The sequence below is a fragment of the Halobacillus dabanensis genome (genome assembly GCF_900114165.1).
Taxonomy (GTDB): domain Bacteria; phylum Bacillota; class Bacilli; order Bacillales; family Halobacillaceae; genus Halobacillus; species Halobacillus dabanensis.
The window spans coordinates 183,732-206,436 of the sequence record NZ_FOSB01000003.1 but is presented as its reverse complement, the minus strand read 5'-3'; the positions used below and the strand labels follow the sequence as shown (position 1 = coordinate 206,436).

Annotated in this window: 21 protein-coding genes and 1 other annotated feature; of the genes, 5 read left to right on the top strand and 16 right to left on the bottom strand. The window is 40.0% G+C overall.

Annotated elements, in window-relative coordinates:
• Positions 1-299: 299 nt before the first annotated feature.
• The 3 genes from pepF to mecA all read right to left on the bottom strand — a co-directional run bounded on the left by pepF (position 300) and on the right by mecA (position 4,118).
• The gene (gene pepF, locus BMZ58_RS06985) at positions 300-2,108 is read right to left on the bottom strand and encodes an oligoendopeptidase F (RefSeq protein WP_075035834.1); all 1,809 of its coding nucleotides are present in this window, start codon (positions 2,106-2,108) and stop codon (positions 300-302) included.
• 65 nt (positions 2,109-2,173) lie between these two features.
• On the bottom strand, positions 2,174-3,328 hold the full coding sequence (locus BMZ58_RS06980; protein WP_075035833.1) for a competence protein CoiA: 1,155 nt from the start codon (positions 3,326-3,328) through the stop codon (positions 2,174-2,176).
• A gap of 94 nt (positions 3,329-3,422) precedes the next feature.
• Entirely contained in the window at positions 3,423-4,118 is a 696-nt protein-coding gene (gene mecA, locus BMZ58_RS06975; protein ID WP_075035832.1) for an adaptor protein MecA, read from the bottom strand.
• 295 nt (positions 4,119-4,413) lie between these two features.
• Between mecA and BMZ58_RS06970 the strand changes: the two genes are divergently transcribed.
• Positions 4,414-5,079 carry a TerC family protein gene (locus BMZ58_RS06970; RefSeq protein ID WP_075035831.1) on the top strand — a complete coding sequence of 222 codons (666 nt, stop codon included), beginning with the start codon at positions 4,414-4,416 and terminating at the stop codon, positions 5,077-5,079.
• A 154-nt stretch (positions 5,080-5,233) separates the two neighbouring features.
• On the opposite strand, the gene spxA is transcribed toward BMZ58_RS06970, so the two are convergent.
• The 8 genes from spxA to BMZ58_RS06930 form a co-directional block, all read right to left on the bottom strand.
• Entirely contained in the window at positions 5,234-5,629 is a 396-nt protein-coding gene (gene spxA / locus BMZ58_RS06965) for a transcriptional regulator SpxA (protein ID WP_075035830.1), read from the bottom strand.
• Positions 5,630-5,914: 285 nt separating this feature from the next.
• Positions 5,915-6,505 carry a GNAT family N-acetyltransferase gene (locus tag BMZ58_RS06960; RefSeq protein ID WP_075035829.1) on the bottom strand — a complete coding sequence of 197 codons (591 nt, stop codon included), beginning with the start codon at positions 6,503-6,505 and terminating at the stop codon, positions 5,915-5,917.
• Positions 6,506-6,678: 173 nt separating this feature from the next.
• Positions 6,679-7,899, bottom strand: coding sequence for a putative glycoside hydrolase (locus BMZ58_RS06955; protein WP_075035828.1), 1,221 nt, complete (start codon positions 7,897-7,899; stop codon positions 6,679-6,681).
• A gap of 403 nt (positions 7,900-8,302) precedes the next feature.
• Positions 8,303-9,241, bottom strand: coding sequence for an ABC transporter ATP-binding protein (locus tag BMZ58_RS06950; protein WP_075035827.1), 939 nt, complete (start codon positions 9,239-9,241; stop codon positions 8,303-8,305).
• A complete protein-coding gene (locus tag BMZ58_RS06945) occupies positions 9,238-10,296 on the bottom strand; it encodes an ABC transporter ATP-binding protein (RefSeq protein WP_075035826.1) in 1,059 nt (352 codons plus the stop codon). The genes BMZ58_RS06950 and BMZ58_RS06945 overlap by 4 nt, the downstream gene beginning before the upstream one ends.
• A gap of 16 nt (positions 10,297-10,312) precedes the next feature.
• Positions 10,313-11,443 carry an oligopeptide ABC transporter permease gene (opp3C, locus tag BMZ58_RS06940; RefSeq protein ID WP_075035825.1) on the bottom strand — a complete coding sequence of 377 codons (1,131 nt, stop codon included), beginning with the start codon at positions 11,441-11,443 and terminating at the stop codon, positions 10,313-10,315.
• A 6-nt stretch (positions 11,444-11,449) separates the two neighbouring features.
• A complete protein-coding gene (gene opp3b, locus BMZ58_RS06935; RefSeq protein WP_075035824.1) occupies positions 11,450-12,376 on the bottom strand; it encodes an oligopeptide ABC transporter permease in 927 nt (308 codons plus the stop codon).
• 171 nt (positions 12,377-12,547) lie between these two features.
• The gene (locus tag BMZ58_RS06930; RefSeq protein ID WP_075035823.1) at positions 12,548-14,254 is read right to left on the bottom strand and encodes a peptide ABC transporter substrate-binding protein; all 1,707 of its coding nucleotides are present in this window, start codon (positions 14,252-14,254) and stop codon (positions 12,548-12,550) included.
• A gap of 408 nt (positions 14,255-14,662) precedes the next feature.
• On the opposite strand from BMZ58_RS06930, the gene BMZ58_RS06925 reads away from it, so the two are divergent.
• On the top strand, positions 14,663-15,034 hold the full coding sequence (locus BMZ58_RS06925) for a DUF3899 domain-containing protein (RefSeq protein WP_075035822.1): 372 nt from the start codon (positions 14,663-14,665) through the stop codon (positions 15,032-15,034).
• A gap of 52 nt (positions 15,035-15,086) precedes the next feature.
• Positions 15,087-15,283 (top strand) — a binding site (T-box leader).
• Between the two features lie 58 nt (positions 15,284-15,341).
• Positions 15,342-16,340 carry a tryptophan--tRNA ligase gene (trpS, locus tag BMZ58_RS06920; protein ID WP_075035821.1) on the top strand — a complete coding sequence of 333 codons (999 nt, stop codon included), beginning with the start codon at positions 15,342-15,344 and terminating at the stop codon, positions 16,338-16,340.
• 205 nt (positions 16,341-16,545) lie between these two features.
• Here the strand turns inward: trpS and BMZ58_RS06915 are convergent, their stop codons facing one another.
• Together BMZ58_RS06915 and BMZ58_RS06910 are read right to left on the bottom strand one after the other, a co-directional pair.
• Positions 16,546-17,307: a YjbA family protein gene (locus BMZ58_RS06915; protein WP_075035820.1), complete on the bottom strand. Its 762-nt coding sequence runs from the start codon at positions 17,305-17,307 to the stop codon at positions 16,546-16,548.
• Between the two features lie 90 nt (positions 17,308-17,397).
• On the bottom strand, positions 17,398-17,598 hold the full coding sequence (locus tag BMZ58_RS06910) for a YuzI family membrane protein (protein WP_075035819.1): 201 nt from the start codon (positions 17,596-17,598) through the stop codon (positions 17,398-17,400).
• A gap of 155 nt (positions 17,599-17,753) precedes the next feature.
• Between BMZ58_RS06910 and BMZ58_RS06905 the strand changes: the two genes are divergently transcribed.
• Positions 17,754-18,749, top strand: a complete 996-nt coding sequence (locus BMZ58_RS06905) for an LCP family protein (RefSeq protein WP_075035818.1) — start codon at positions 17,754-17,756, stop codon at positions 18,747-18,749.
• 47 nt (positions 18,750-18,796) lie between these two features.
• Here BMZ58_RS06905 and fabF read toward each other — a convergent pair whose 3' ends face one another.
• Together fabF and BMZ58_RS06895 are read right to left on the bottom strand one after the other, a co-directional pair.
• Positions 18,797-20,038 (bottom strand): beta-ketoacyl-ACP synthase II, encoded by a 1,242-nt coding sequence (fabF, locus tag BMZ58_RS06900; RefSeq protein WP_075036001.1) that lies wholly within the window; start codon positions 20,036-20,038, stop codon positions 18,797-18,799.
• An 18-nt stretch (positions 20,039-20,056) separates the two neighbouring features.
• On the bottom strand, positions 20,057-20,995 hold the full coding sequence (locus tag BMZ58_RS06895; RefSeq protein ID WP_075035817.1) for a beta-ketoacyl-ACP synthase III: 939 nt from the start codon (positions 20,993-20,995) through the stop codon (positions 20,057-20,059).
• A 343-nt stretch (positions 20,996-21,338) separates the two neighbouring features.
• Between BMZ58_RS06895 and BMZ58_RS06890 the strand changes: the two genes are divergently transcribed.
• Entirely contained in the window at positions 21,339-21,524 is a 186-nt protein-coding gene (locus BMZ58_RS06890) for a hypothetical protein (RefSeq protein ID WP_075035816.1), read from the top strand.
• 112 nt (positions 21,525-21,636) lie between these two features.
• Here BMZ58_RS06890 and BMZ58_RS06885 read toward each other — a convergent pair whose 3' ends face one another.
• Positions 21,637-22,581: a BMP family ABC transporter substrate-binding protein gene (locus BMZ58_RS06885; RefSeq protein WP_083412592.1), complete on the bottom strand. Its 945-nt coding sequence runs from the start codon at positions 22,579-22,581 to the stop codon at positions 21,637-21,639.
• Positions 22,582-22,705 lie beyond the last annotated feature (124 nt).

Genomic DNA, 22,705 nt, shown 5'->3' with positions numbered 1-22,705 from the left:
ACTGAGTCTTCAAGAATAGGGAGCTTTAATGGCAGAATAATATTTACACAAGTAATCATAAGATGTTACAGGGAGGCGATATACTTGAGAATATGGAAATTGATTGCGATTGCCTTATTAATACTCACCATTTGTGTATTTCACTTACTTGCTCTCATGCACTTTTATCCTTTATATATAACATCTCCACTTTTATTCATTACCATCTTCGCCGCCATTTCCATAAAATCACACAAAAAAACGTTTCGAGGATTCAAATAAACACGCCCTTGAGGATCTTTCCCTCAAGGGCGTTATACTTATTTCTTCAATAGCTGTTCCATTTCATTTAATTTTTCTTCAAAAACATCAAGTGCGGAGAGGATAGGATCTTTGGATGTCATATCTACTCCCGCTTGCTTCAAAACTTCGATTGGGTAATCGCTGCTACCTGCTTTCAAAAAGCTCTTATAGCGATCGACTGCCGGCTCTCCCTCTTCGAGAATCTGTCCTGCGAGTGCCTGAGCAGCAGCATAACCCGTAGAGTATTGATACACATAATAACCCATATAAAAATGAGGAATACGGGCCCATTCAAGACCAATCTTCTCATCAACAATGATATTTTCACCAAAGTACTTTTTATTGAGCTCATAATAAATGTCCGTTAGTTTCTCGGCAGTCAGTGCTTCACCATTCTGGGCTTGCATATGAATTTCATGCTCAAATTCCGCAAACATCGTTTGACGGAAAACGGTGCCACGAAATCCTTCTAAGAAGTTGTTAAGCAAATATAACTTTTCCTTATCACTATTCGTATTCTTAATCATATAGTCATTCAGCAATGCTTCATTACAAGTGGATGCGACTTCTGCCACAAAGATTGAATAATTGCCATAACGATAAGGTTGGTTTTTATGTGTGTAATAGCTGTGAAGCGAATGGCCAAGTTCATGCGCAAGGGTGAACAGATTATTTACGTTATCCTGCCAATTCATCAAAATATATGGGTTCGTTCCGTAGTGACCCGAAGAATAAGCTCCACTACGCTTACCTTTATTTTCTTCTACATCGATCCACCGATTCTTGAACCCTTCTTTAACGATGTTCACATATTCTTCCCCTAGAGGCTCTAAACCGTTGATTACGAGATCCTGGGCTTGTTCATAAGTAACTTCCATATCAGCATCTTTTACAAGCGGAGTGTAGAGATCGTACATATGAACTTCATCTAGACCAAGAACCTCTTTTCGAAGCTCGACATAACGGTGAAGTAATGGAAGTCGCTCATTTACTGCTTCTACCAGATTGTCATAAACAGATTCCGGGATGTTATTATTATCTAACTTCGCTTGACGAGCACGGTCATATTTACGAACTGTCGCATTATAATTGTTCTTTTTCACATGGCCACCAAGAGTGGAAGCAAATGTATTCTTAAATGAACCGAATGTATCATACATTGCATCAAATGCAGACTTACGTACTTCACGATCATCCGACTTCAGGAAGTTTATATAACGACCATGTGTTAGATCAACCTCTTCCCCTTTTTCATTCTTGATTGTTGGAAAAGTAAGGTCAGCGTTATTTAGTGCTCCAAATGTTTGGGAAGGATTTGCCCCAATTTCAGAAAAACCAGCAAGGAGTTTTTCTTCCTTTTCACTTAAAACATGCGCTCGCTGACGTGTTATTTCATCAAGCGTATGCTCATAAAGTTCAAGAGGTTCATACGATTTAACGAATTCTTTCACTTTACCCTCTGGTAGGGCAAGAATTTCCGGAACGATAAAGCTCATAGCAGATGCAATTTTAGTATATAGATTTTCTGCTTTGGCATTCATCTCCTGATAATGGGAGTTTGTCGTATCTTGGTCGTTTCTCATATGAGCATAAGTATATAGCAATCCTATTTTATGAGAAATTTCATCTTGAAAAGAAAGTAATTCATACAGCTGTTCAGGAGACTCTCCCAGCTTTCCTTGGAATTTCTCAATTTCAGGTAATAACTCTTTAGCTTCTTCTAACTCTTTATACCATTCTTCGTCTGTAGAAAACATGGACTCGAGATCCCATGTCTTTTCAACAGGTATTTCTTCTCTCTTTGGTAGTTCTTTTGCAGACGACATCAAACATCCTCCTTCAAAATAATTCGTCACCCTAAAAATTTCTCGATTTGTAGACGAATCCCTTCTTATTTATTATTTTCTTGTAGTTTTTTTAAACACTCTAAAATTCTGCGGTCATCTTCCAGAGCATCTTCCATCCGTTTATGAAATTTTATCTCTTTGTTCTTGATAAAGATATTCTTCCCTGTTTTTTCTATGATATTTAATTGTGCCAATAGGATCAAATATTGTTGATACAAATCTGGAGTGTAACCGTTTGGTGTTGGTGTAAAAACCTTTTGAGGAAAAGTAATCGGGGAACCAAGAGGTAATGGAATGAAGTAATCGCAAATTAGACGCGTCTGCCATATAAATGGTTTAGTACCTAAATGAATTTGACCCTTAACCGGTAAAAAACAAGCGCTGGGAATAAGAGAAAAATGCTCCCCTTTTAAATATAAGAATTGCCGGTAGTGACGCTCTTCCGAGTTGACTTGTTTTCGATAAATCGTCCGGTTCTGATTCCACTGATTGGCCCAGTGATTAAGGAAAATTTTCGTTGGATTTTGTAAAGATTCCGGGGTGGACAACAAATGGGGAAAGGTGAGTTTTTTTAAAGAGTGGATAGCTATATCAGCAAAAGTATAACGACCTACTCCTGGCCGCATATGAGTGAGATGTATAAAAGATTCATTAAATGGATCGAAGAAAAAAAGATGATAAGAAGAGGACCAATAATAAAGGAAAGTACGAGTAAATTCGTTGAGGAAGATTTGTCCGGGGCCAGCTCTTTGAAAATGTTCATGTCCAAGGATCCAAAATGGGATGATTCCTTCTTTTCTGTAGGAAGCTGTACGTTTAATGATATGTGGAATAGGGATTTTGGCACATTGATATTCAATCGCAATACGTTTGTTGTTGATCTTCAGCCATATATCAGGCCTCTGTTGGATACGATCTAAATAATACTCCAGTTTTACATTGAAACCTTGATTTTGGAGCCATTTATAAATAGTCCACTTACCTCTTTCATGTTTTTCTGACTCTCCACCTTTAGCTAATTCACAACCACTTTTAGGTAAGTGAGCGAAATGTGGGATCATCTTAGTTCCTGCCCTTATTTGCAACGGCGACCGACAAACTGGACAATAAAACCGTTCTTCCCTTGCGGCTTTTATGGCTTTAGGCGACAAATGATAAAGTGACTTCCATTCACTTTCTGAATTGAATGCATATAACATCTTTTGTTACACCTCCAATACTACTTTCGACACCCCACCATATTTTTCCTCTACAAACAAAAAAATAAGCACACGTGTTTGTGTGCTCGTCGAATTACTCAACTGGAAAATAATCTTTTATTGACTCTAGTGCACGTTCATTGAAAATGGTTTTCCCATATTCCTCAAGCCTGTGCACCGTAAGATTTGATTCTTGACCAAATTCCATAAGTTGACTCAGAACATTTTCCTGTTCATCATCACTCATATTTTCATCAATAAACTGAATATATAAATAGTACCGTTCTTCGAAATGGAATAACCTTTGCTCGATAGCCCCACTAGCTGACAAGTAATGACTTAATTGAATGACATCTTCAAATTCATTGAACTTAAGGGTGAAAGTCAACGGTTCATCGGACTCAACCTCATGTTCATTCTCATCCTTTTGCTCAAAGTCAGAAGTGGAATGGTATTTATCATCAAGCAGAGACTCCAGCTTTTCGTCGACTGGAACATCAATTGCCTTACCGTCTTCATTCGGCAGTTCAAGCTTCTGGCCATCTTGAGATACTTGGGCTTTAGTAACAATCACTTCTAGGCCTTTGTCCATAGCTTGGACTTGAATCCACAAAGGACCATCTGCCTGGAAGTTTTCCTGATCATTGACTTCATCCATCATTTCCCAAAAAAGTTGCTCACTACGCTCACGATTATACCAGATCTCTTCCCGATCAAAACCTCTTTGTTCTACATCTTGATATGTGACGTAAAATTTAACAGTGTTTTCATTAATACGTTCTATTTCCATATAATTTCTCTCCCTTCTTGTCATGTTTTAAGGGGGAAGGGAACACTCACCCTTTTGTCGCTTATAAAACTTTACCCGTTAGGCTTAAGCTTCAACCGTCATGATATGGAGATGTAAGGGTTGATGTACTTCTATTGTATGACAGCAGTGGCTGTTTGGAAAACAAATTGCTCGAATTCAGCATATAACCAATTGTGTCAAGAATATCATGAAGGTAGGCCCTATTAGTGGGTGTTGAGTTCTAATTTTAGCTTATTACCCAAAGTTTGTCACTACATAGCAGGAGGATTTTTCAATGAACTGGGACTTGCTCGAACCATTACTTATCATTATTAGTATTGACATTATTCTTGGCGGTGATAACGCCGTTGTCATCGCTCTTGCCAGCCGAAACTTACCACCTGAACAAAGAAAAAAAGCAATTTTACTTGGGACTGGTCTTGCCATTGTCGCAAGAGTACTTTTGACGATGGTTGCTCTTTATCTTCTCCAAATACCCTTCCTTCAATTAATAGGAGGACTGCTTCTCTTTTACATTTCCATTAAATTATTAACAGATACGGAAGAAACGGGAAATATTAATGCAGGTGATAGTTTGATTGCAGCTGTAAAAACAATTGTATTTGCCGATATCGTCATGGGGTTCGATAATGTACTAGCCATTGCGGGTGCCTCACACAATAACATTACCCTCGTCATAATAGGACTGTTAGTATCTGTGCCGATTATAGTTTGGGGCAGTCGCATTATCCTTGTCTTAATGGATAAGTTCCCATTACTCATCTACTTCGGTGCAGGCATTCTCGCCTTTACTGCAGCTGAAATGGTTGTGGAAGATCGTTATGTTTTTCCGTATATCGAAGGGTATCCTTTGCTTCATAACTGGTTTGCTGTAATTATGGTTATCATCGTCATTACTTTAGGATATTTTACAAATAAGAAAAAAGGCACGGCAGTGTGACAAAAAACATCACTTTTTTTCAAAGTATATATTTAATACACTAAATAAGTTAACTGTCTGTTTTTCTTTCCCTCAATAGTGGTTTTCTAATCAATCTTTGTAAAAAAAAGAAAAGCTGCGACTGGCCTATTGCCATCACAGCTTTTCTTCATTATTAATTGACTAATCGTTGAGCTTCTTTAAGTTGGAATGTACGGACACTTCGTGGTAAGAAGCGACGAATTTCATCTTCATTGTATCCGACCTGGAGGCGTTTATCGTCAATAATAATCGGCCGGCGTAACAAGCCTGGATTTTCCTGAATCAAGTCGAAAAGATCTTGCATAGGTAACTGATCAAAATCAACTGAAAGATTTTGGAATACTTTTGACCTTGTGGAGATAATCTCTTCCGTTCCATCCTCCGTCATTCGGAGAATCTCTTTGATCTCATCCAATGTCAAAGGCTCGGAAAAAATATTACGCTCCGTATATGGGATGTTATGCTCTTCCAGCCAAGCCTTCGCTTTTCTACATGATGTACAACTTGGTGAGGTATAAAGTGTGACCATACAGAAACTTCACTCCTCAATATTTTATGGTGAAAAATTTAATTGCTTCATTTAATTATAATCAATATAATTTAACCTTGATTCTACTATAACACACTCGTCAAGTAATTTCTATAAAAATACGAACATATGTTACAAAAAGCAATTATAAATCGTTTCCACAGTCCTATACCACACTTCATTGGTCGTTAAACCTTAAAATGCAGAAAAAAACAAAAAAGCCTATTTTCAACTACTCTCTCTTTATTGAAAATACCCACCTTAATAAAAGTGGGTAAAATAATCTCAACTTTTTGTTTTATCAAGTTCATGCAAAATGTTTTCTATGCCTCGTTCTTCGTCTCGCGTCAACACTTCTTCGACAGGTTGATAGGATTTTCCATAAAATTCTTCATCTTTATACGTGTGGATTTCCGTATACATTTCTTTCATTTGTTCATAAATTTGCTCTTCAGATGCATCATCGGGTGACCAATAAAGGATCTCCATTTGGCTCAGCTCATTTGTAACGACTGACCTTCTAGTATAACCAATTGATTGTGCATGTTTAAAACCTTCGCGTTGATAGAAGCGTAACCTTTTTTCCGTATCAGAATCATCATAATCCACAGGTTCTACTTCAAGGATAATTGGTTTACCTTTCTTCTTCATCTTTTCGATGAGTTTATGACCAAGTCCTTGACCACGTGAAGCAGTGGACACGTATACATAGTCGATAAAAATAAAGCTATCGAATTCTGCATACATTAACACGTGATGTTCGCCTTCATCTTTGTAGTAAACGTCACTTTTTTCCTTCAGAAGAGCTTCCATGTGTTCTCTTGATTTCATTTCTTCTACTGGGAAATACTCGTTCAACTTCTCATACCAATTCATTGATCTACTCCCTTATCATTAGTCATCTCTATTATACCGAAGATTGATTCACATGTTAAATATAATCTGTACATCCAATCATCACCTGTAAACCCATTTGTATATAGAGTGTGAAAAGATCCCTTGACTATACTAATAAAGAGGACCGAATATAAAATTCAGCCCTCTCTATCCTAGTCTAAAGGTGTATAATCTACATTCTTCGTATAGTTGTTCCCTGCATTCCATAATAAAAATTCATTAATTCCATTTTCATTTAATGCGCGGATTTGTTGTTCTACTTCTGCTTTTCCGTACTGTTTCGCAGCCCCAGAATACAACCAGGGTGCTGAGAAATCTTGTAACCAAGGTCTTGATGTAGGCTTATCTTCTAATTCATTTAACACTTCATTCTCAACTTTTGCATATTCATTTACCAAACGATATGGCTCTGTATCCGGTTTAGCAATCCCAAAATACGGTCCCCAGTGACTTGGATAAATCATGGAGGATATGACATCCACATTGGAGGAAATTTTAGAAAAGTTTTGTCCTATGTTAGGAGCTTCTGTAATCGTAGCGGCATAACCAAAAATGTCAACAGACACGTCTACACCATAATACTCTAATTCATTACGTGCATATTCAACAAAGTCTGTGACTGCTTGTACACGTTTTTGAACATTGTCTAAGTCCATATCAGCATATTTACCCTGATCATACTCAAGTATGTCGTCACGGCTCCCAAATCCTTCTGGAAAACGGACATAATCATATTGAATCTCTTCGAATCCCATTTTCGCTGCTTCTTTTGCTAGTTCCACATTGTACTCCCATACTTCTTCCATAAAAGGGTTTACAAATGCTTCCCCTTTTCCATTTTTCCAAACTTGACCATTCTCCGTGAAAGATAACTCTGGGCGCTTTTCCGCCAGCATACTATCTTTAAACACCACAACCCTTGCAATCGGGTAAATGCCTTTCTCCTCCAGTTCTTCCAACATTGCACGAGGATCATCGATGAAAGATTCAGCAACATCCGCATATGGTGAACCTTCTTCAGGTTCGAACGTAATATTTCCGTGATCTTCTTTAATATCGATAACCATTGCATTCAACTCTGTCTCTTCAACGAGTGTCGTAAGCTCTGACATCTTGGCACCACCAGCCGATGGCCCTGTAACATAAATTCCCCGAACAGCGTCAGGGTACTCGAATTCCAATCCTGAATTATATGTAAACCTTGCAGCAGGACTTGGTACTTCTAACTCTTTCAAGCTCATTTGTTTTTTGGACAGCACAGCGAATTCTTTCGTACTTTCTCCCTCTTCAGCCTGAACTTTATGTAGCGCTCCACTCAAACCTAAAAAGAGAACACATGTGAAGATGACCATCCAAAGTTGTCTTTTCCCCATTTACATCCTTCTCCTATCCCAATTTTCTTCTATTTACTATTATAAAAGAGGTTTCCATCTTATAACAGTATTCCTATCCAATTTTTTACGATAATTTGTAGAACATGACAATTGACCTACTCTAAATTTTCCGCAGAATAACATGATAGTCAACCCCACCACTAAAGCTCCTTATTCTGTAAGACTCAGTTTCGAGACTTTTTATGGGTGGATAGGTGCGGCGGCGAATGACTTCCCCACTACCCCTGACTCTTCATACGGCAACGGATCCCGATTATCTCGAAATCGAGTCTTCTAGAATACTGCCATATAACTGAATAAGAGGCATAAGTTCTTCAAGTCTCGTATGTATTAAATATTAAAAAAAGTCCCTGCACTCTACACAGGGACTTTCTGATACCACTTATTTTCCTGTTCCATGTTCACGTTGATATTGTTCGAATTCTTTTGTTGTACAGAGAACATAGTGACCTGGCCGCACTTCACGGAACTCCGGTTCTTCACTAGTATCGTGATTGTTCGGGTCATATGTGAATCGTTCACGGGTACGTTCGTAGTCCGGGTCAGGTAAAGGAATAGCAGATAAAAGAGACTGCGTATACGGATGGATCGGGTGCTTATAAAGTTCATCCGCATCGGCAAGCTCAACCATTTTACCAAAGTACATAACTCCGATTCGATCACTGATATATTTGACCATGGATAAATCGTGAGCGATGAATAGATACGTCAAGTTCTTTTCTTCTTGAAGTTTCTTCAACAAGTTAACGACCTGAGCTTGAATCGATACATCAAGAGCTGAGATCGGTTCGTCGGCAATAATGAAGCTTGGATCTACCGCCAGTGCACGTGCTATCCCGATACGCTGTCTCTGACCACCACTGAATTCGTGTGGATATCTGTTTGCATGCTCCTTATTCAAACCGACAGTTTCTAATAATTCATGAACTCTTGATTCCCGACCTTTCGCATCTTTTTCAAGTCCATGAATATCCATACCTTCTGCAATGATGTCTGCAACTTTCATCCTTGGGTTCAAAGAAGCGTAAGGATCCTGGAAAATCATTTGCATTTCACGATTGAACTTTTTCAGTTGTTCGCGTGATTTTTTACCATGAACATTTTCGCCATCAAAGATTACTTCCCCATCTGTTGCATCATAAAGGCGGATGATTGTTCGTCCTGTGGTAGACTTGCCACAACCCGACTCACCTACAAGTCCGAATGTCTCCCCTTTATATATATTAAAGTTCAAACCATCAACAGCTTTGACGACACTATGTCTTCCAGTTTTGAAGTGTTGCTTTAAATTTTTAATTTCAACTAATTTTTCTTGACTCATATGCGCTCACCTTCCGAACTGCTGGATCCATTCGCATTACCTTCCATACGCTTCTTAACTGCTTCAGGAGGTTCTATCTTTGGTGCATTTTCATGAAGCAACCATGTGGCTGCATAGTGGGTATCACTAACCTTGAACATTGGTGGTTCTTGTTCAAAGTCGATTTTCATTGCATATTCGTTTCGAGCAGCAAATGCATCTCCCTTAGGAGGGTTTAATAAATCCGGTGGAGAACCAGGGATTGCATAAAGTTCTTCATCTTCACTGTCTAAAGAAGGCATAGAACCAAGCAAGCCCCATGTGTATGGGTGTTGAGGATTATAGAAAATGTCATCAACTGTTCCGATCTCAACAATCTTTCCAGCATACATTACTGCTACACGATCAGCTACGTTTGCTACAACCCCAAGGTCATGCGTAATAAAAATCGTTGCAGAATCAGTTTTCTTCTGTATATCTTTCATAAGTTCAAGGATTTGTGCTTGAATCGTCACATCCAGGGCTGTAGTAGGTTCATCAGCAATAAGAAGTTTCGGATTACAAGCCAAAGCGATGGCAACAACAACACGTTGTCTCATTCCCCCAGAGAATTGGTGAGGATATTGATTGATACGGTTTTCCGCGTCAGGGATACCCACAAGTTCTAACAATTCACTCACACGTTTGCGCGCTTGGGCCTTACTCATTTTTTGGTGTTTGATCAAACCTTCCATGATTTGGTTACCGACTTTCATTGTCGGGTTCAAGGATGTCATCGGATCCTGAAAAATCATGGATATTTCTTTACCACGAATCTTTTGCATTTGTTTTTCATTCATTTTAGCCAGGTCACGGCCTTCGAAAAGGATTTCTCCTTCTTTAATACGACCTGGCGGCTGAGGGATCAGTTGCATGAGAGCCTTTGTTGTTACAGATTTACCTGAACCGGACTCTCCAACGATCGCCAACGTCTCCCCTTTGTTCACATCGAAATTGACTCCACGTACTGCTTTGACTTCACCACCGTAGGTGTCAAAGGATACGTGCATGTTTTTGACTTCTAGTAATTTTTCCATTTTGTACACCTACCTCCTATTCGCGCATCTTCGGATCAAATGCATCACGAAGACCATCAGCTAAGACATTAAAGGCAATCATGACTAGGGAGATTATAATTGCCGGGAACAATAAAATGTGTGGGTAAATCTGCAGCGATTTGAAACCAGCGTCAATCAATGTACCAAGGGATGCCATCGGTGTCGGCAGCCCAAGCCCGATAAAGCTTAAGAAAGCTTCAAAGAAGATTGCTGACGGTATCGAAAACATCGTATTGATTATGATCAAACCTAGCACGTTAGGAATTAAGTGTCGCTGTAGTATACGACTGTCCTTTGCACCAAGAGTTCTTGAAGCTAATACGAATTCCTGGTTTTTAAGTTTCAAAATCTGCCCACGTACAATCCTCGCCATTGATATCCAACCGGAAATTGCCAGCGCGATTGTAATGGATAAAATACCTGGGTCCAATATTAGGATCATCAAGATGATGAGTACGAGGTTCGGAATACCGACAAGAATCTCGATAACACGTTGCATATAGTTATCCACGCGTCCGCCGTAATAGGCAGAAATTCCACCATATGCTACACCTATAACCATATCGATAGCAGCTGCCAAGAACGCAATATAAAGGGATACTCGTGTTCCCATCCAAGTACGCGTCCATTGGTCACGTCCTAAACCATCCGTACCGAACCAGAAATTTTCTTCTATATTTCTAGCTGAGTAAACATCTAAAGTCGCTTTCACTTCCACTTGTTCCCCATTGGAACCATCGTTCAGTACTTCTGTTGTAATAAATTCTTCTTGATTATTGAAACGCATCAACGCTTTTTGTTCTGCATCTTCTACCGAATCAGCTTCAATGACGTCAGAAAGCGTACCATCCATACCTAACCAGCCTAATCCATCTACTTTAGGCGGTACTTTTGCTCGGGATAAATCTTGTTCATATTGACCATGGTCATTCATATACGGTCCGAAAATCGCTAAAAGCGCTAAAATGACAAGAACAGCCAGTCCAATCATGGCTCCTACGTTCTTACGCAGGCGAATAAATGAATCTTGCCAGAAAGATAGACTTGGACGTTCTATCTTCTCACTTTGCTCGTCTGTTCGATCTACGGGTACAAATAAATCTTTTGAAGGTTTGTGATTATCCATAACTGATTACTCTCCCTCTGCCAGTCGGATTCTAGGGTCTATGACTCCATAAAGCAAGTCGATGACCAGGATGATAAAGATAAACATGAATGCTAACAAAAGGGTTGTACCCATAATAATTGGATAGTCGTTAACATTAATAGCTTTTACGAACTGTTCACCAATCCCTGGTACAGCAAAAATGTTTTCGATTACTAGTGTCCCTGTCATCAGACCGATTGCTAGTGGTCCCAAAACTGTAATCAATGGAATCAATGCGTTACGCAAGCCGTGCTTGATTATGACGCCGAATTTATTGACACCTTTTGCGCGTGCTGTAACGATATAGTCTGAGCCCATAACTTCAAGCATTTCTGTTCTCATAAACCGGGCAGCAATTGCAATTGGGAAGATGGCCAACGATACGGTTGGTAAGACAGTGTACTCCCAGCCTTCCCACAAGGCAACTGGAAACCAGCCTAATTTAACACCAATATAGAACTGCAATAAACCTGCAAAAACGAATGATGGGATCGATTGTCCTAATACCGCTAAAAATGTCGAAGTATAGTCTAACGGACTATTATGATAAAGAGCAGAAACTAGTCCGAGCAACATTCCTAGTATAGTACCAATGACCATTGCTTGAATTCCTAGTTGCATGGATGGCCCAATGCGATCCATGATAATCGTTGTGACTTCCCTGTTATCGAATTGGAAGGATATCCCCAAGTCTCCTTGAGCTAAGTTGACCATATAATTGTAATATTGAACAGGTATAGGGTCATTCAATCCATACTTTTCTAAAACGACTGCTTGTTGTTCTTCTGATAATTTATCGGCACTAGCTAGGGGAGATCCTGGTAGCAACTTCATCAGGAAGAACGTTAAGGTAGCAATCAAAAACATCGTTATGATCATATATACTAAACGTTGAATAATATAACGAGTCATTTTAACACCTCCGTATGAGTAAAACATTTCATTCACATCTTGTTGTAATTGACAGAATCTTGTCTATAATCCGAATATTTTGTCGGCAGGGAAAAAGAGAGCATACGCCAACTATCTGGCCATATACTCTCTCCCTTATTAGTAGCCTATATATAGTTTGATTGGAAAGACTTACTTACCTTCAATATAAGCGTGCTTGTAATTGTAATCTGGTCCCATTGGGTTTACGACTACACCTTTAACATAAGGCTTCAAAAGTTGAGCTCTTGCTCGTTGGTAAAGTGGAGCAAGTACCGCTTCTTCTTCGATCAAGATTTTCTCTGCTTCAAGGAAAGCATCGAAACGCTCAGCTGGTTCTAGTGCAAGCTCATCCCCAGCTTTTTGAATAAGAGAATCATACTCTTCACTAGAGAAACCAGTCTTGTTGTTTGCTCCATCTGTTACATACATGTTCATGAATGTGTTCGGGTCGATATAGTCAGGGCCCCATCCAGAGTTTTGCAAATCGTAATCCATTGCTGTGTCACGATCAAGACGGACTTGGAATGGTACAGACTCAACATTGACAGTTAGACCTTCAAGCTGCTCAAGTTGGTCCTTAATGAAAGCATCCATGTTTTGAGCTACTTCGCTGTCGCCACCAAGGTAGCCGAGTTCTGCTTCTTCAATGCCTAGCTCTTCTTTAGCAGTTGCCCATAGCTCTTTAGCTTTTTCAACGTCAGTTTGAACTAAGTCACCGTTAAGCTCACGGAAATCTTCCCCAGACTCAGGGTGTTGGACAAAGTTCTTCGGCATATGACCTCCAGAAGGTATAGAACCATTGTTTAAAATTGTGTTCGTTATACCTTGACGGTCAATGACCATTTGGATGGCTTTACGCGCATTTACGTTAGAAAGAATCTCATTCTCCTGGTTCATCTTCACATAGAACAATGTTGGCTCTTCTATTATACGGTATTCATCGGATGTAGAGTATTGATCAACGAACTCTGCAGAAAGATTTACACGGTCAACTTCACCAGTGTCATAAAGGTTAACACCAGTAGCTGTTTCTTTTACTACACGTACGTTGATTTGCTCAAGCTTTACGTTTTCTGCATCCCAATAATCTTCGTTCTTTTCAAGTGTCCAACCTTCCCCATGGTTCCACTCTGTTATGACGAATGGTCCGTTAGAAAGAAGTGTGTCTGCTTCAAGAGCATATTGATCGCCTTGCTCTTCAACAAAAGATTGATTCAACGGTAGGAATGTACCGAAAGTAGTCAATGATTCGAAGTATGGTACTGGCTTTTCAAGCTCAACGACTAGTGTGTAGTCATCTTCTGCTGTTACACCCAGTTCTTCAACTGGTACGTCACCAGCATTAACAGCTTCAGCGTTTTTGATCACGCCGTTCATCATATATGGACCGTACTCAGATCCAGTATCAGGATCTACTGCACGTTGCCAAGCGTAAACGAAGTCATGCGCTGTAACAGGGTCGCCGTTTGACCAAACAGCGTCTTCACGAAGGTTGAATGTCCATGTAAGAGCGTCTTCACTTACTTCGTGGTCTGTTGCGATACCAGGTTCTGTTTCAGCACCTTCACCAAGGCGGTAAAGACCGTCAGTAGTAGAACCTAACCATTGGAATGCAACGGCATCAGTTGCTAGAGATGCATCCATTGTTGGGATCTCTGCAGTGTCTAGTAGATTAAGTACTTGCTCGCTATCACCTGTAGCGGCTTCTTCTTCACTGGAAGAATCTCCAGAATCTGTTTCCTCTGTGTCAGCGTCGTCTGTGGAATTAGACGTATCGTCGGATCCACCAGAACAAGCTGCGAGGAACATGCTCAGTACTAGTGCTAGTACTAGCAATAACCAATTTGTCTTTTTCATGATAGAAAATGACCTCCCCTAATAATTTTCTAAAAGTTTGTTGTGGTATTTTGTCCACATACCGAATTATACAAGTTTTCTAACTATTTTGCATTACCTTTTTTTCTGAATAAAACTAGGATCCCCACTATTATTACGTTTCAGTGACATATTTTGAGACTTTTTACCTAGTTTATTTTACAATATTTCTGCTAAGATTCTTTCATTTATAAGAAATTATGTATAAAAAAAGATATGGGATTTTCAAAGAATGTTATTTATCGCGGTTATCCGTTAAAGGATTTGAATATACCATTCAAGATTCCTTCTAAACTAAATATTCAGTTTTTTTACTGTCTTTACACTCCATCCACAAAGATAAAAACATGCTATAATAGTGAACGAGTTTTCAAGAAAGGTGGCACTGTTGTGAGCATTATAAAAAACAAATGGTTCATGGTAATTATGAACATCACCCTTGTTTCCCTTTTATTTATTGTACTCGCACCTGATTACAATTTGCTTCATTATATAAATCAGCTGTTTTATTTTGCTTATTTCTATATCTTCATAGGAATTATCATGTGGGTGGTTAAGGGCGGTTTTTTTGATGGAATCACCTATGGGTTCCGACGTTTCTCGAACCGAATGTCTAAAAATAAGGATTATTTAGATGATTGGAAGGAGAAGCCTCTTCCCTCTAAAACCATCAACAAATCATTACCAGGTTTCTTTATTTTTCATGGAATTGTGTTAAGCATTGGTTTGATCGTCTTGCTTTTCATTTATTATTCCAGTTAAAACTTGCGCTGAACCACTGATTCCTATATAATATTAACTTAATCTAATAGAACGAAATGCAATGATGAAGAAGTAGTACTGTGGATTGTACCTTTTCAGAGAAGCTGTGGGCGCTGTGAACAGCTAAGGACTTCTATAGGAATTGGGCCTTCGGAGCTGACTAAAGACGTAAATCGGCGTTAACGATAGGAGATGACTTCCCCGATGGGGGAGTAATTAGGGTGGCACCGCGGATCATTCGTCCCTTCCATATAGGAAGAGATGAATGATCCTTTTTTTATACCAAAAATACGATGAGGTGATGTAAATGGCAAAAACAATTTTTTCAGGAATCCAGCCCAGTGGCACCGTCACATTAGGGAATTACATTGGAGCATTGAAACGATTCACAAAGTTACAGGATGATAATCACTGTTACTTCTGTATCGTGGATGAACATGCGATTACCGTTCCTCAAGAACGATTGAAATTGAAGGAAAACATTCGCTCTCTAGCTGCCCTTTATTTGGCTTGTGGCATAGACCCTGACAAATCCACATTATTTATCCAATCAGAAGTACCTGCACATACCCAGTTAGGTTGGATGTTGCAGTGTGTCAGCTATATCGGCGAATTAGAACGGATGACACAATTCAAAGATAAATCAGCAGGCGGAAAAGAAGGAGTTTCCTCCGGTCTTCTCACATACCCACCGTTAATGGCAGCTGATATTCTTCTGTATAAAACCGATATGGTGCCTGTGGGGGAAGATCAAAAGCAACATCTAGAATTAACACGTAACTTAGCCCAGCGATTCAATAATAAATACAATGACATTTTCACTGTGCCGGAAGTAAGCATTCCTAAAGAAGGCGCACGGATAATGTCTCTTCAAGATCCGACTAAAAAAATGAGTAAGTCTGATGAGAACCAGAAAGCATTTATCTCTTTGCTAGATGATGAAAAGAAAATTATGAAGAAAATCAAGAGTGCGGTGACAGATTCTGATGGGGTGGTGAAATTTGATCCAGAAAATAAACCTGGAGTATCGAACCTATTGACGATTGAATCTGCCTGTACAGGAGAAAGCATTCAACAGTTAGAACAAAAGTATGAAGGAAAAGGTTATGGTGACTTCAAGCAAGGGGTAGGAGAAGCTGTTGTTGCTGTCCTAAAACCGATCCAGGAGCGTTATGAAGCACTGATACAATCGGAAGAACTAGATTATATATTAGATGAAGGGGCAGAAAAGGCATCCTACGAAGCAAATAAAATGATCCGAAAAGCTAAAAAAGCTATGGGGCTCGGTCGTGTGAAAAAGAAATAATACGAAGAAAAATTCCTGAAAAACGGAGAGTGCCCTGGTGCCCCTCCCCTCGATACCCTTAAATATGATATTAATGTTTATCATCCAGGATTTACTGAAGGACTGAAGGGGAAACCGGAACCTGAATAATCAGTCAAATACTCCCCCTTCCCTAAAATATAGTTAGTTTCCGGCAAAACAAATAGCCAGAATCGAGATAATCATCTCAATTCTGGCTATTCATATGCTGGGATACTCGTTCATTCTCCCCTTGCCAAATCGTTTCAAAAAATGGCTGACCTTTTACCATTTTCTTACATAGTTCTTCATGCACTTTTGACCAGCCATTGCAGGTTCCTTCATATAAACGTTCCCAGGCTTCCTCATTTGAAAATCTCTTTATGGTAGGATACTGTGCTGGATCCCATTCGGTTAACCAGTAACGTATTTCCTCAGGATGATCCGATTGCTTTAATTGGTCGAGGGCCATCATGAGTAGTTGTTTTAACTGCCTTTCTCTCCGTGTCAGCCCTGACATTTTCCCTGGATCCAGTGATAAAATATGGTGCTCTTTTGTAACACTTTCTTCTATTGAATAGTTTTCAGGTTCTTTCCCCTGGACCATTTCAAACACCAATCGTTCTTGTCTCGGAATCAAGCGGCTCTTTTTTACAGGCAACGTATATCCAATCGTATCGAAAACGATGACATCTTTACCATTTGTTACCACAGCTGCATATTCAACCGTGTGTCTTTCCTGGTTCTTTTTCATATACGTTTTACGATGGATATCCTGAAGTAAAGAGGCAGGAAGATCTTGCAAATCATTTTCAATAAAAGTGAATAATTCATCACTTATAAAAATCAATGGAATCTGATCGATCAGCTCGATCCCGTCCTCTTTCCGCCATTCATGAAAACGACAAACGTTATACCCATTCTCTTCACCTTCAAACCAGTTCACCCACAGATCATGCATGTATAACATATCGGACCCTCACTTTCACTCGGTGATCTCTTTTGGTTACATTATGACCAATGCTGGCTTTTTTATTCTTTCAATCCATATTTTAGAAAATTATTCTTTCATGAGCATCAATGCAGTCGTTATAAGTATTAATCCAATCGGAAATAAGTAACACTCTACTCTTGTCCTTATCCATATGGCGAATTCAATCCAGCTTAATCCAGCTGGGACAAGATTCAAGTAAGTGATTGTCACCGTTCCCCCTGCCACTGCGAATCCAAAACCCGTTAATAGAAGTAACCAATACCACATACACTCACCTCTCCGGCTCGTCCTCCTATTGATATCTTATGAAAAGGAATGCTTGGACATGCGGTTATTTCCCTTTAAATCCTAGTCTTTACTTCTTCGCCAATAACAGGTACATTTATTATCAGACAGGCATTAAATGGAAAGGATGATGGCCTTTGTCTCAATCAAGGTCTCTGCGTAAACGCAATAAACGAAGGCGTAAACGCAAAGCTTTTATAGGTTTGTATGCTCTTATTTTCTTATTAGTTATTGGATACTCAGGTTATGAATACTTAGCAGGCAAACAACAGTCCATGAGTCAACAAGCGTCTGCTGCAGAATCCCTCCCTTCAGAAGAAACGAACGGGAGCCCATATAAAGATGATTTTAAAGGAATAGACAATAATGATGGAAAAATGATGATGCTTTTATTAGGAATCGATCAACGGGGTTCAGAAATTGCTAGGACAGATACCATCATGCTCGCAGAATATGACCCTTCCAATCAAAGTGCTAAACTAGTTTCGTTAATGAGGGATATGTATATCGATATTCCTGGCCATGGATATAATAAACTGAATGCTTCCTTTGCGCTTGGAGGTCCTGAACTCTTAAGGGAAACGATTGAAAAAAACTTCGGCATCGAAGCGGAGTATTATTCTATTGTTGATTTTAATGGCTTCACCCAAATCGTTGACACACTATCTCCTGATGGAATACAAGTAGAAGTTGAGAAAGATATGCATTACGGTTCAGGTGATGGCAGTACGACTATTGATTTGAAAGAAGGAACACAATCTCTTAACGGAGAAGACTTACTTGGTTATGTGAGATATAGGAGCGATGCACGAGGAGACTTTGCCAGAGTGGAGCGGCAACAGAAAGTCATTGATCTGTTAAAAGACGAGCTCCTTTCCTTCCAGGGAGTTTTGAAGGCCCCTCGTCTGATCGGGAACCTGCAACCATATGTTGATACGAACATAGAGGGAGGTAAAGTACTCCAACTCGGAAAAGATTTGTTATTAAACCCCGTAGAAAACGTGGATATGATGAGTGTACCTACGACAGACAATGTCTGGGACGAAAGAAAAGCATATCCTGTCGGTCTTGTGCTCAATCATGATGAAGAGGAAACCAAAAAAACACTACATCAATTCTTCGGACTAGAATAATAAATAAAACCCCGATATCTATAGTGAGATATCGGGGTTCCTTCTGTTTATCCATCATATTTTTGGAAAATTAAGCTGGCATTATGGCCGCCAAAGCCGAGTGAATTACTCATAACGAAGTTGACATCTTGTTTTCTAGCTTCATTAGGAACGTAATCCAAGTCACATTCTGGATCCGGCGTTTCATAATTAATGGTAGGAGGCAATATTCCATCATTGATTGCTTTTAGTGAGATGACTGCTTCTACAGCACCAGCCGCTCCCAGCAAGTGACCTGTCATAGATTTCGTAGAAGAGATCGCAAGCTTATTAGCATGATCTTGGAATACTGTTTTCGCTGCATGTGTTTCAAACTTATCATTCAGCTCTGTGGAAGTACCGTGAGCATTTAAATAATCGATATCCTCAGGATTTATTCCAGCATCATCAATGGCTTGTCTCATGGCACGTGCTGCCCCATCTCCTTCTGGTGCAGGAGAAGTGATATGATAGGCATCTCCCGTAGAGCCGTACCCTTTCAATTCACCATAAATTTTCGCTCCCCGTTTTTTGGCAGACTCGAGCGTCTCCATAATCAGGATTCCAGCCCCTTCTCCCATTACAAAACCATCACGGTTCTTATCAAACGGACGACTTGCAGTTTGTGGATCTTCATTCAGGGATAACGCACGAGCTGAGGCGAAGCCGGCAAAGGACATTTTATTCATCGGGGCTTCTGTACCGCCAGCTATCATAATATCAGCATCCCCACGTTGGATCACTTTAAAGGCATCCCCGATGGAGTTTGCGCCCGAAGAACAAGCAGTTACTGTACAAGAATTAATCCCTTTCGCCCCAAGCGCTATCGAAACTTGACCTGCAGCCATATCCGGAATCATCATCGGGATGAAAAATGGACTGACACGACGGTAACCTTTTTTCTGGAACGTTTCAAATTGGGATTCATACGTTCCCATACCACCGATTCCTGAGCCGATCCATACGCCAGTGCGATGGGCTACATCATCCGTGATGTCAAGATTGGCATCTTCTACCGCCATATGGGCAGCAACCATCGCATATTGTACAAACGGATCCATTCGACGTGCATCTTTACGGTCCACATAATCAGACGGATCGAAATCCTTCAACTCTGCTGCCACGGAAACAGGGTAGTCCTCTTTATTCACTTTTGTAATTTCACCGACGCCAGAAACGCCGTTTTTAATATTTTTCCACATTTCTTCTACAGAATTACCGACAGGAGTCACCGCTCCCAAACCAGTAATAACAACACGATGTTTATCCATCATTCCATTCCTCCTTGATTACTTACCCCATCGAAGGGCAACGGCTCCCCAGGTGAGCCCGCCACCGAATCCGACAAGTACGACGAGATCATTATCTTTAATTTTACCTGCCTTCACATCTTCTGACAAAGCAATCGGAATAGAAGCGGAAGATGTGTTTCCATAACGTTTGATTTGTGTAGACATTTTCTCTTCAGGTATACCTAATCGTTCACGGGCCGCTTCCATTATTCTTATATTCGCCTGGTGTGGCACTAAATAGTCAACATCCTGTTCGCTTAAACCGATTTTTTTAACGACATTGACCGAAGATTCCGGCATTTGTCTGACAGCGAATTTAAAAACTTCACGACCATTCATGAATAACAGATCTTCCCGTGTTTGGTAAAGGTGCGGTCCACCCGTTCCATCTGAACCTAATTCAAACGAAAGGATCCCCTTATCTTCGCTTACGGGGCCTATTACCGCTGCGCCTGCTCCATCACCGAACAAGACACATGTGTTTCGATCAGACCAATCGGTAATCTTCGAAAGCTTTTCGACACCGACCACAAGAACATTCTTGTATGCGTTTGTTTCGATGAACTGTTTAGCTGTAATCACTCCATACATAAACCCTGCACAAGCAGCACTTAAATCCATTGCAGCTACTTTGTTTGCACCAAGTCGGTGTTGCAGCATTGCCGAGACAGACGGGAATGGTGTATCCGGTGTCACTGTAGCAACTAGGATCATATCTAAGTCTTCCGCTTCTAAATCTGCATCTTTCAATGCTTCTTGAGCTGCCCGGAAAGCTAAATCAGATGTATCCATATCATCTGCTGCAATTCTACGCTCTTCAATTCCTGTACGAGTTCGAATCCACTCATCACTTGTATCTACCATTTTTTCTAAATCCTTATTGGTCAGAACTTTTTCCGGCGCATAGTGCCCTACGCCTAAGAATCCTGCTTTCATATATTCATCCCCTTAAAGGTAATCTCTAATATCAATTCTTATGACTTGGTACTAATTTTAATTCATCTGCATCCGTAGTGCAAGTTCTCCCCCTCGAACTAATACCGATTCCCCTGTATCTTTCGCCTATGACACGCTTCTAATAAACCGTTGCTTTATAACCTAGGACCACAAAGAGAGCTACTCTTGAATATAGGACCGATCATATCCACCTAGCGATATAGATAATCTGCATTACCTTTACATTTTTTATACTTTATGATGCTTTGTGTCTTCCACCTTATCCCAGCCCACAAAGGACGATCCATCCTTTCATAAAATTTAGAAGAGGAGGTGTGAATGGATGGCAAAAAGAAAAACGTCCCCTTTCGATGAGTTCTGGGGCTTCAACCAAAATAAAGAACAGGAGGATGATAAAAGAGAGAAATCATCACAACCAAAATTCCCAGAACTGTTTGAAGAAGCCTCAAAAACGTGGAAGTCTGTGTCACCATTGATCAAACCAATGATTGACCGCTTCAAAAAATAGGACAGTAGTGGAAGGTGGTGGCAAATAGATTAATCCGCAAAACAAAACGGATACTTTTTTACTACCAAATAATAAAGAACTCTGGAGCACTAAAAAGCTCCAGAGTTCTTTATTATGGCAATTCATCTGTTTCCATATAATCTTCCACAGAGGATTGTACTTCTTCCTGAACCTCTTCAGGGACAGCTGGACTGTATTCACCCATCTGAATCGCACCTTCCTGAAAGTCAAAGGAGAGTGACGTTCCGGTGTAATCATCTTTCATATAATGTTCCATAGCCAATTTATAAACTTCATCCACTTTTTGAACGGTACTTGTCAACACCGTATTTTCAGCAATATTTGACTGATCCTCTACATATCCAATCGCATAGTTTCCATCTTTTTGAGCCTCTTCAATTACCGGTATGTTGAACATGTCTCCAGCTGGATAAAAAACATCTGCCCCACTATTACTCATATTCTCATAATACATCAAAGCCAACTCTGTATTTTCCCAGCTGTTCGTTAGTGCCATGTCTACGTTAGCTTGAGGGTTTTGATGAATGACCCCTTCATAAAAACCTTCGACCTCTGGTTGCCATTCAAAAGCACCAATTAGTCCTATTTGATCGGTCTCTGTCATTTCCCCTGCTACCATTCCAGCGAAAAAGCCCATCGCCCTTGCTTCAAAATTAAGACTTGTTACATTTTCAGCGGAAAACTGCCCATTAAAGTAGATAAAGTCCATTTCACCATAGACTTGATGCAACTCACGAAAGTGATTTCCGTAGAGGCTGCTGTGACCGAAAATAACATCGACCCCTTTATTCGCCAGATCATCTACCGCTTGAGCCGTTTGGTTATAGGTTCGAACTCCTTCTTTAAAGTAAATATCTACCCCATACTCCTCCTGGATGGCTTGCAATCCTTTATATCCTTGTTGTCCCCAAGCCTGGTCGTGAATGGTGGTTTCCACTAACATCCCGACTTTTATATCTTCTTCATATCCTGGAAGCCCATCGCAACCTACAAGAAAAACAATGAGTGAGAGGATCATGATTGTCTGTATTTTCACATTCAAGCACTCCTAAAATAACCACAACTTATATCCTCTCACTATTCTACCTGTTTTCCGTTAAAAAAGTAAATGGACATTCCCCAAGCCTCAGACTTTCCTAAGTATATCTTCACACCTAACA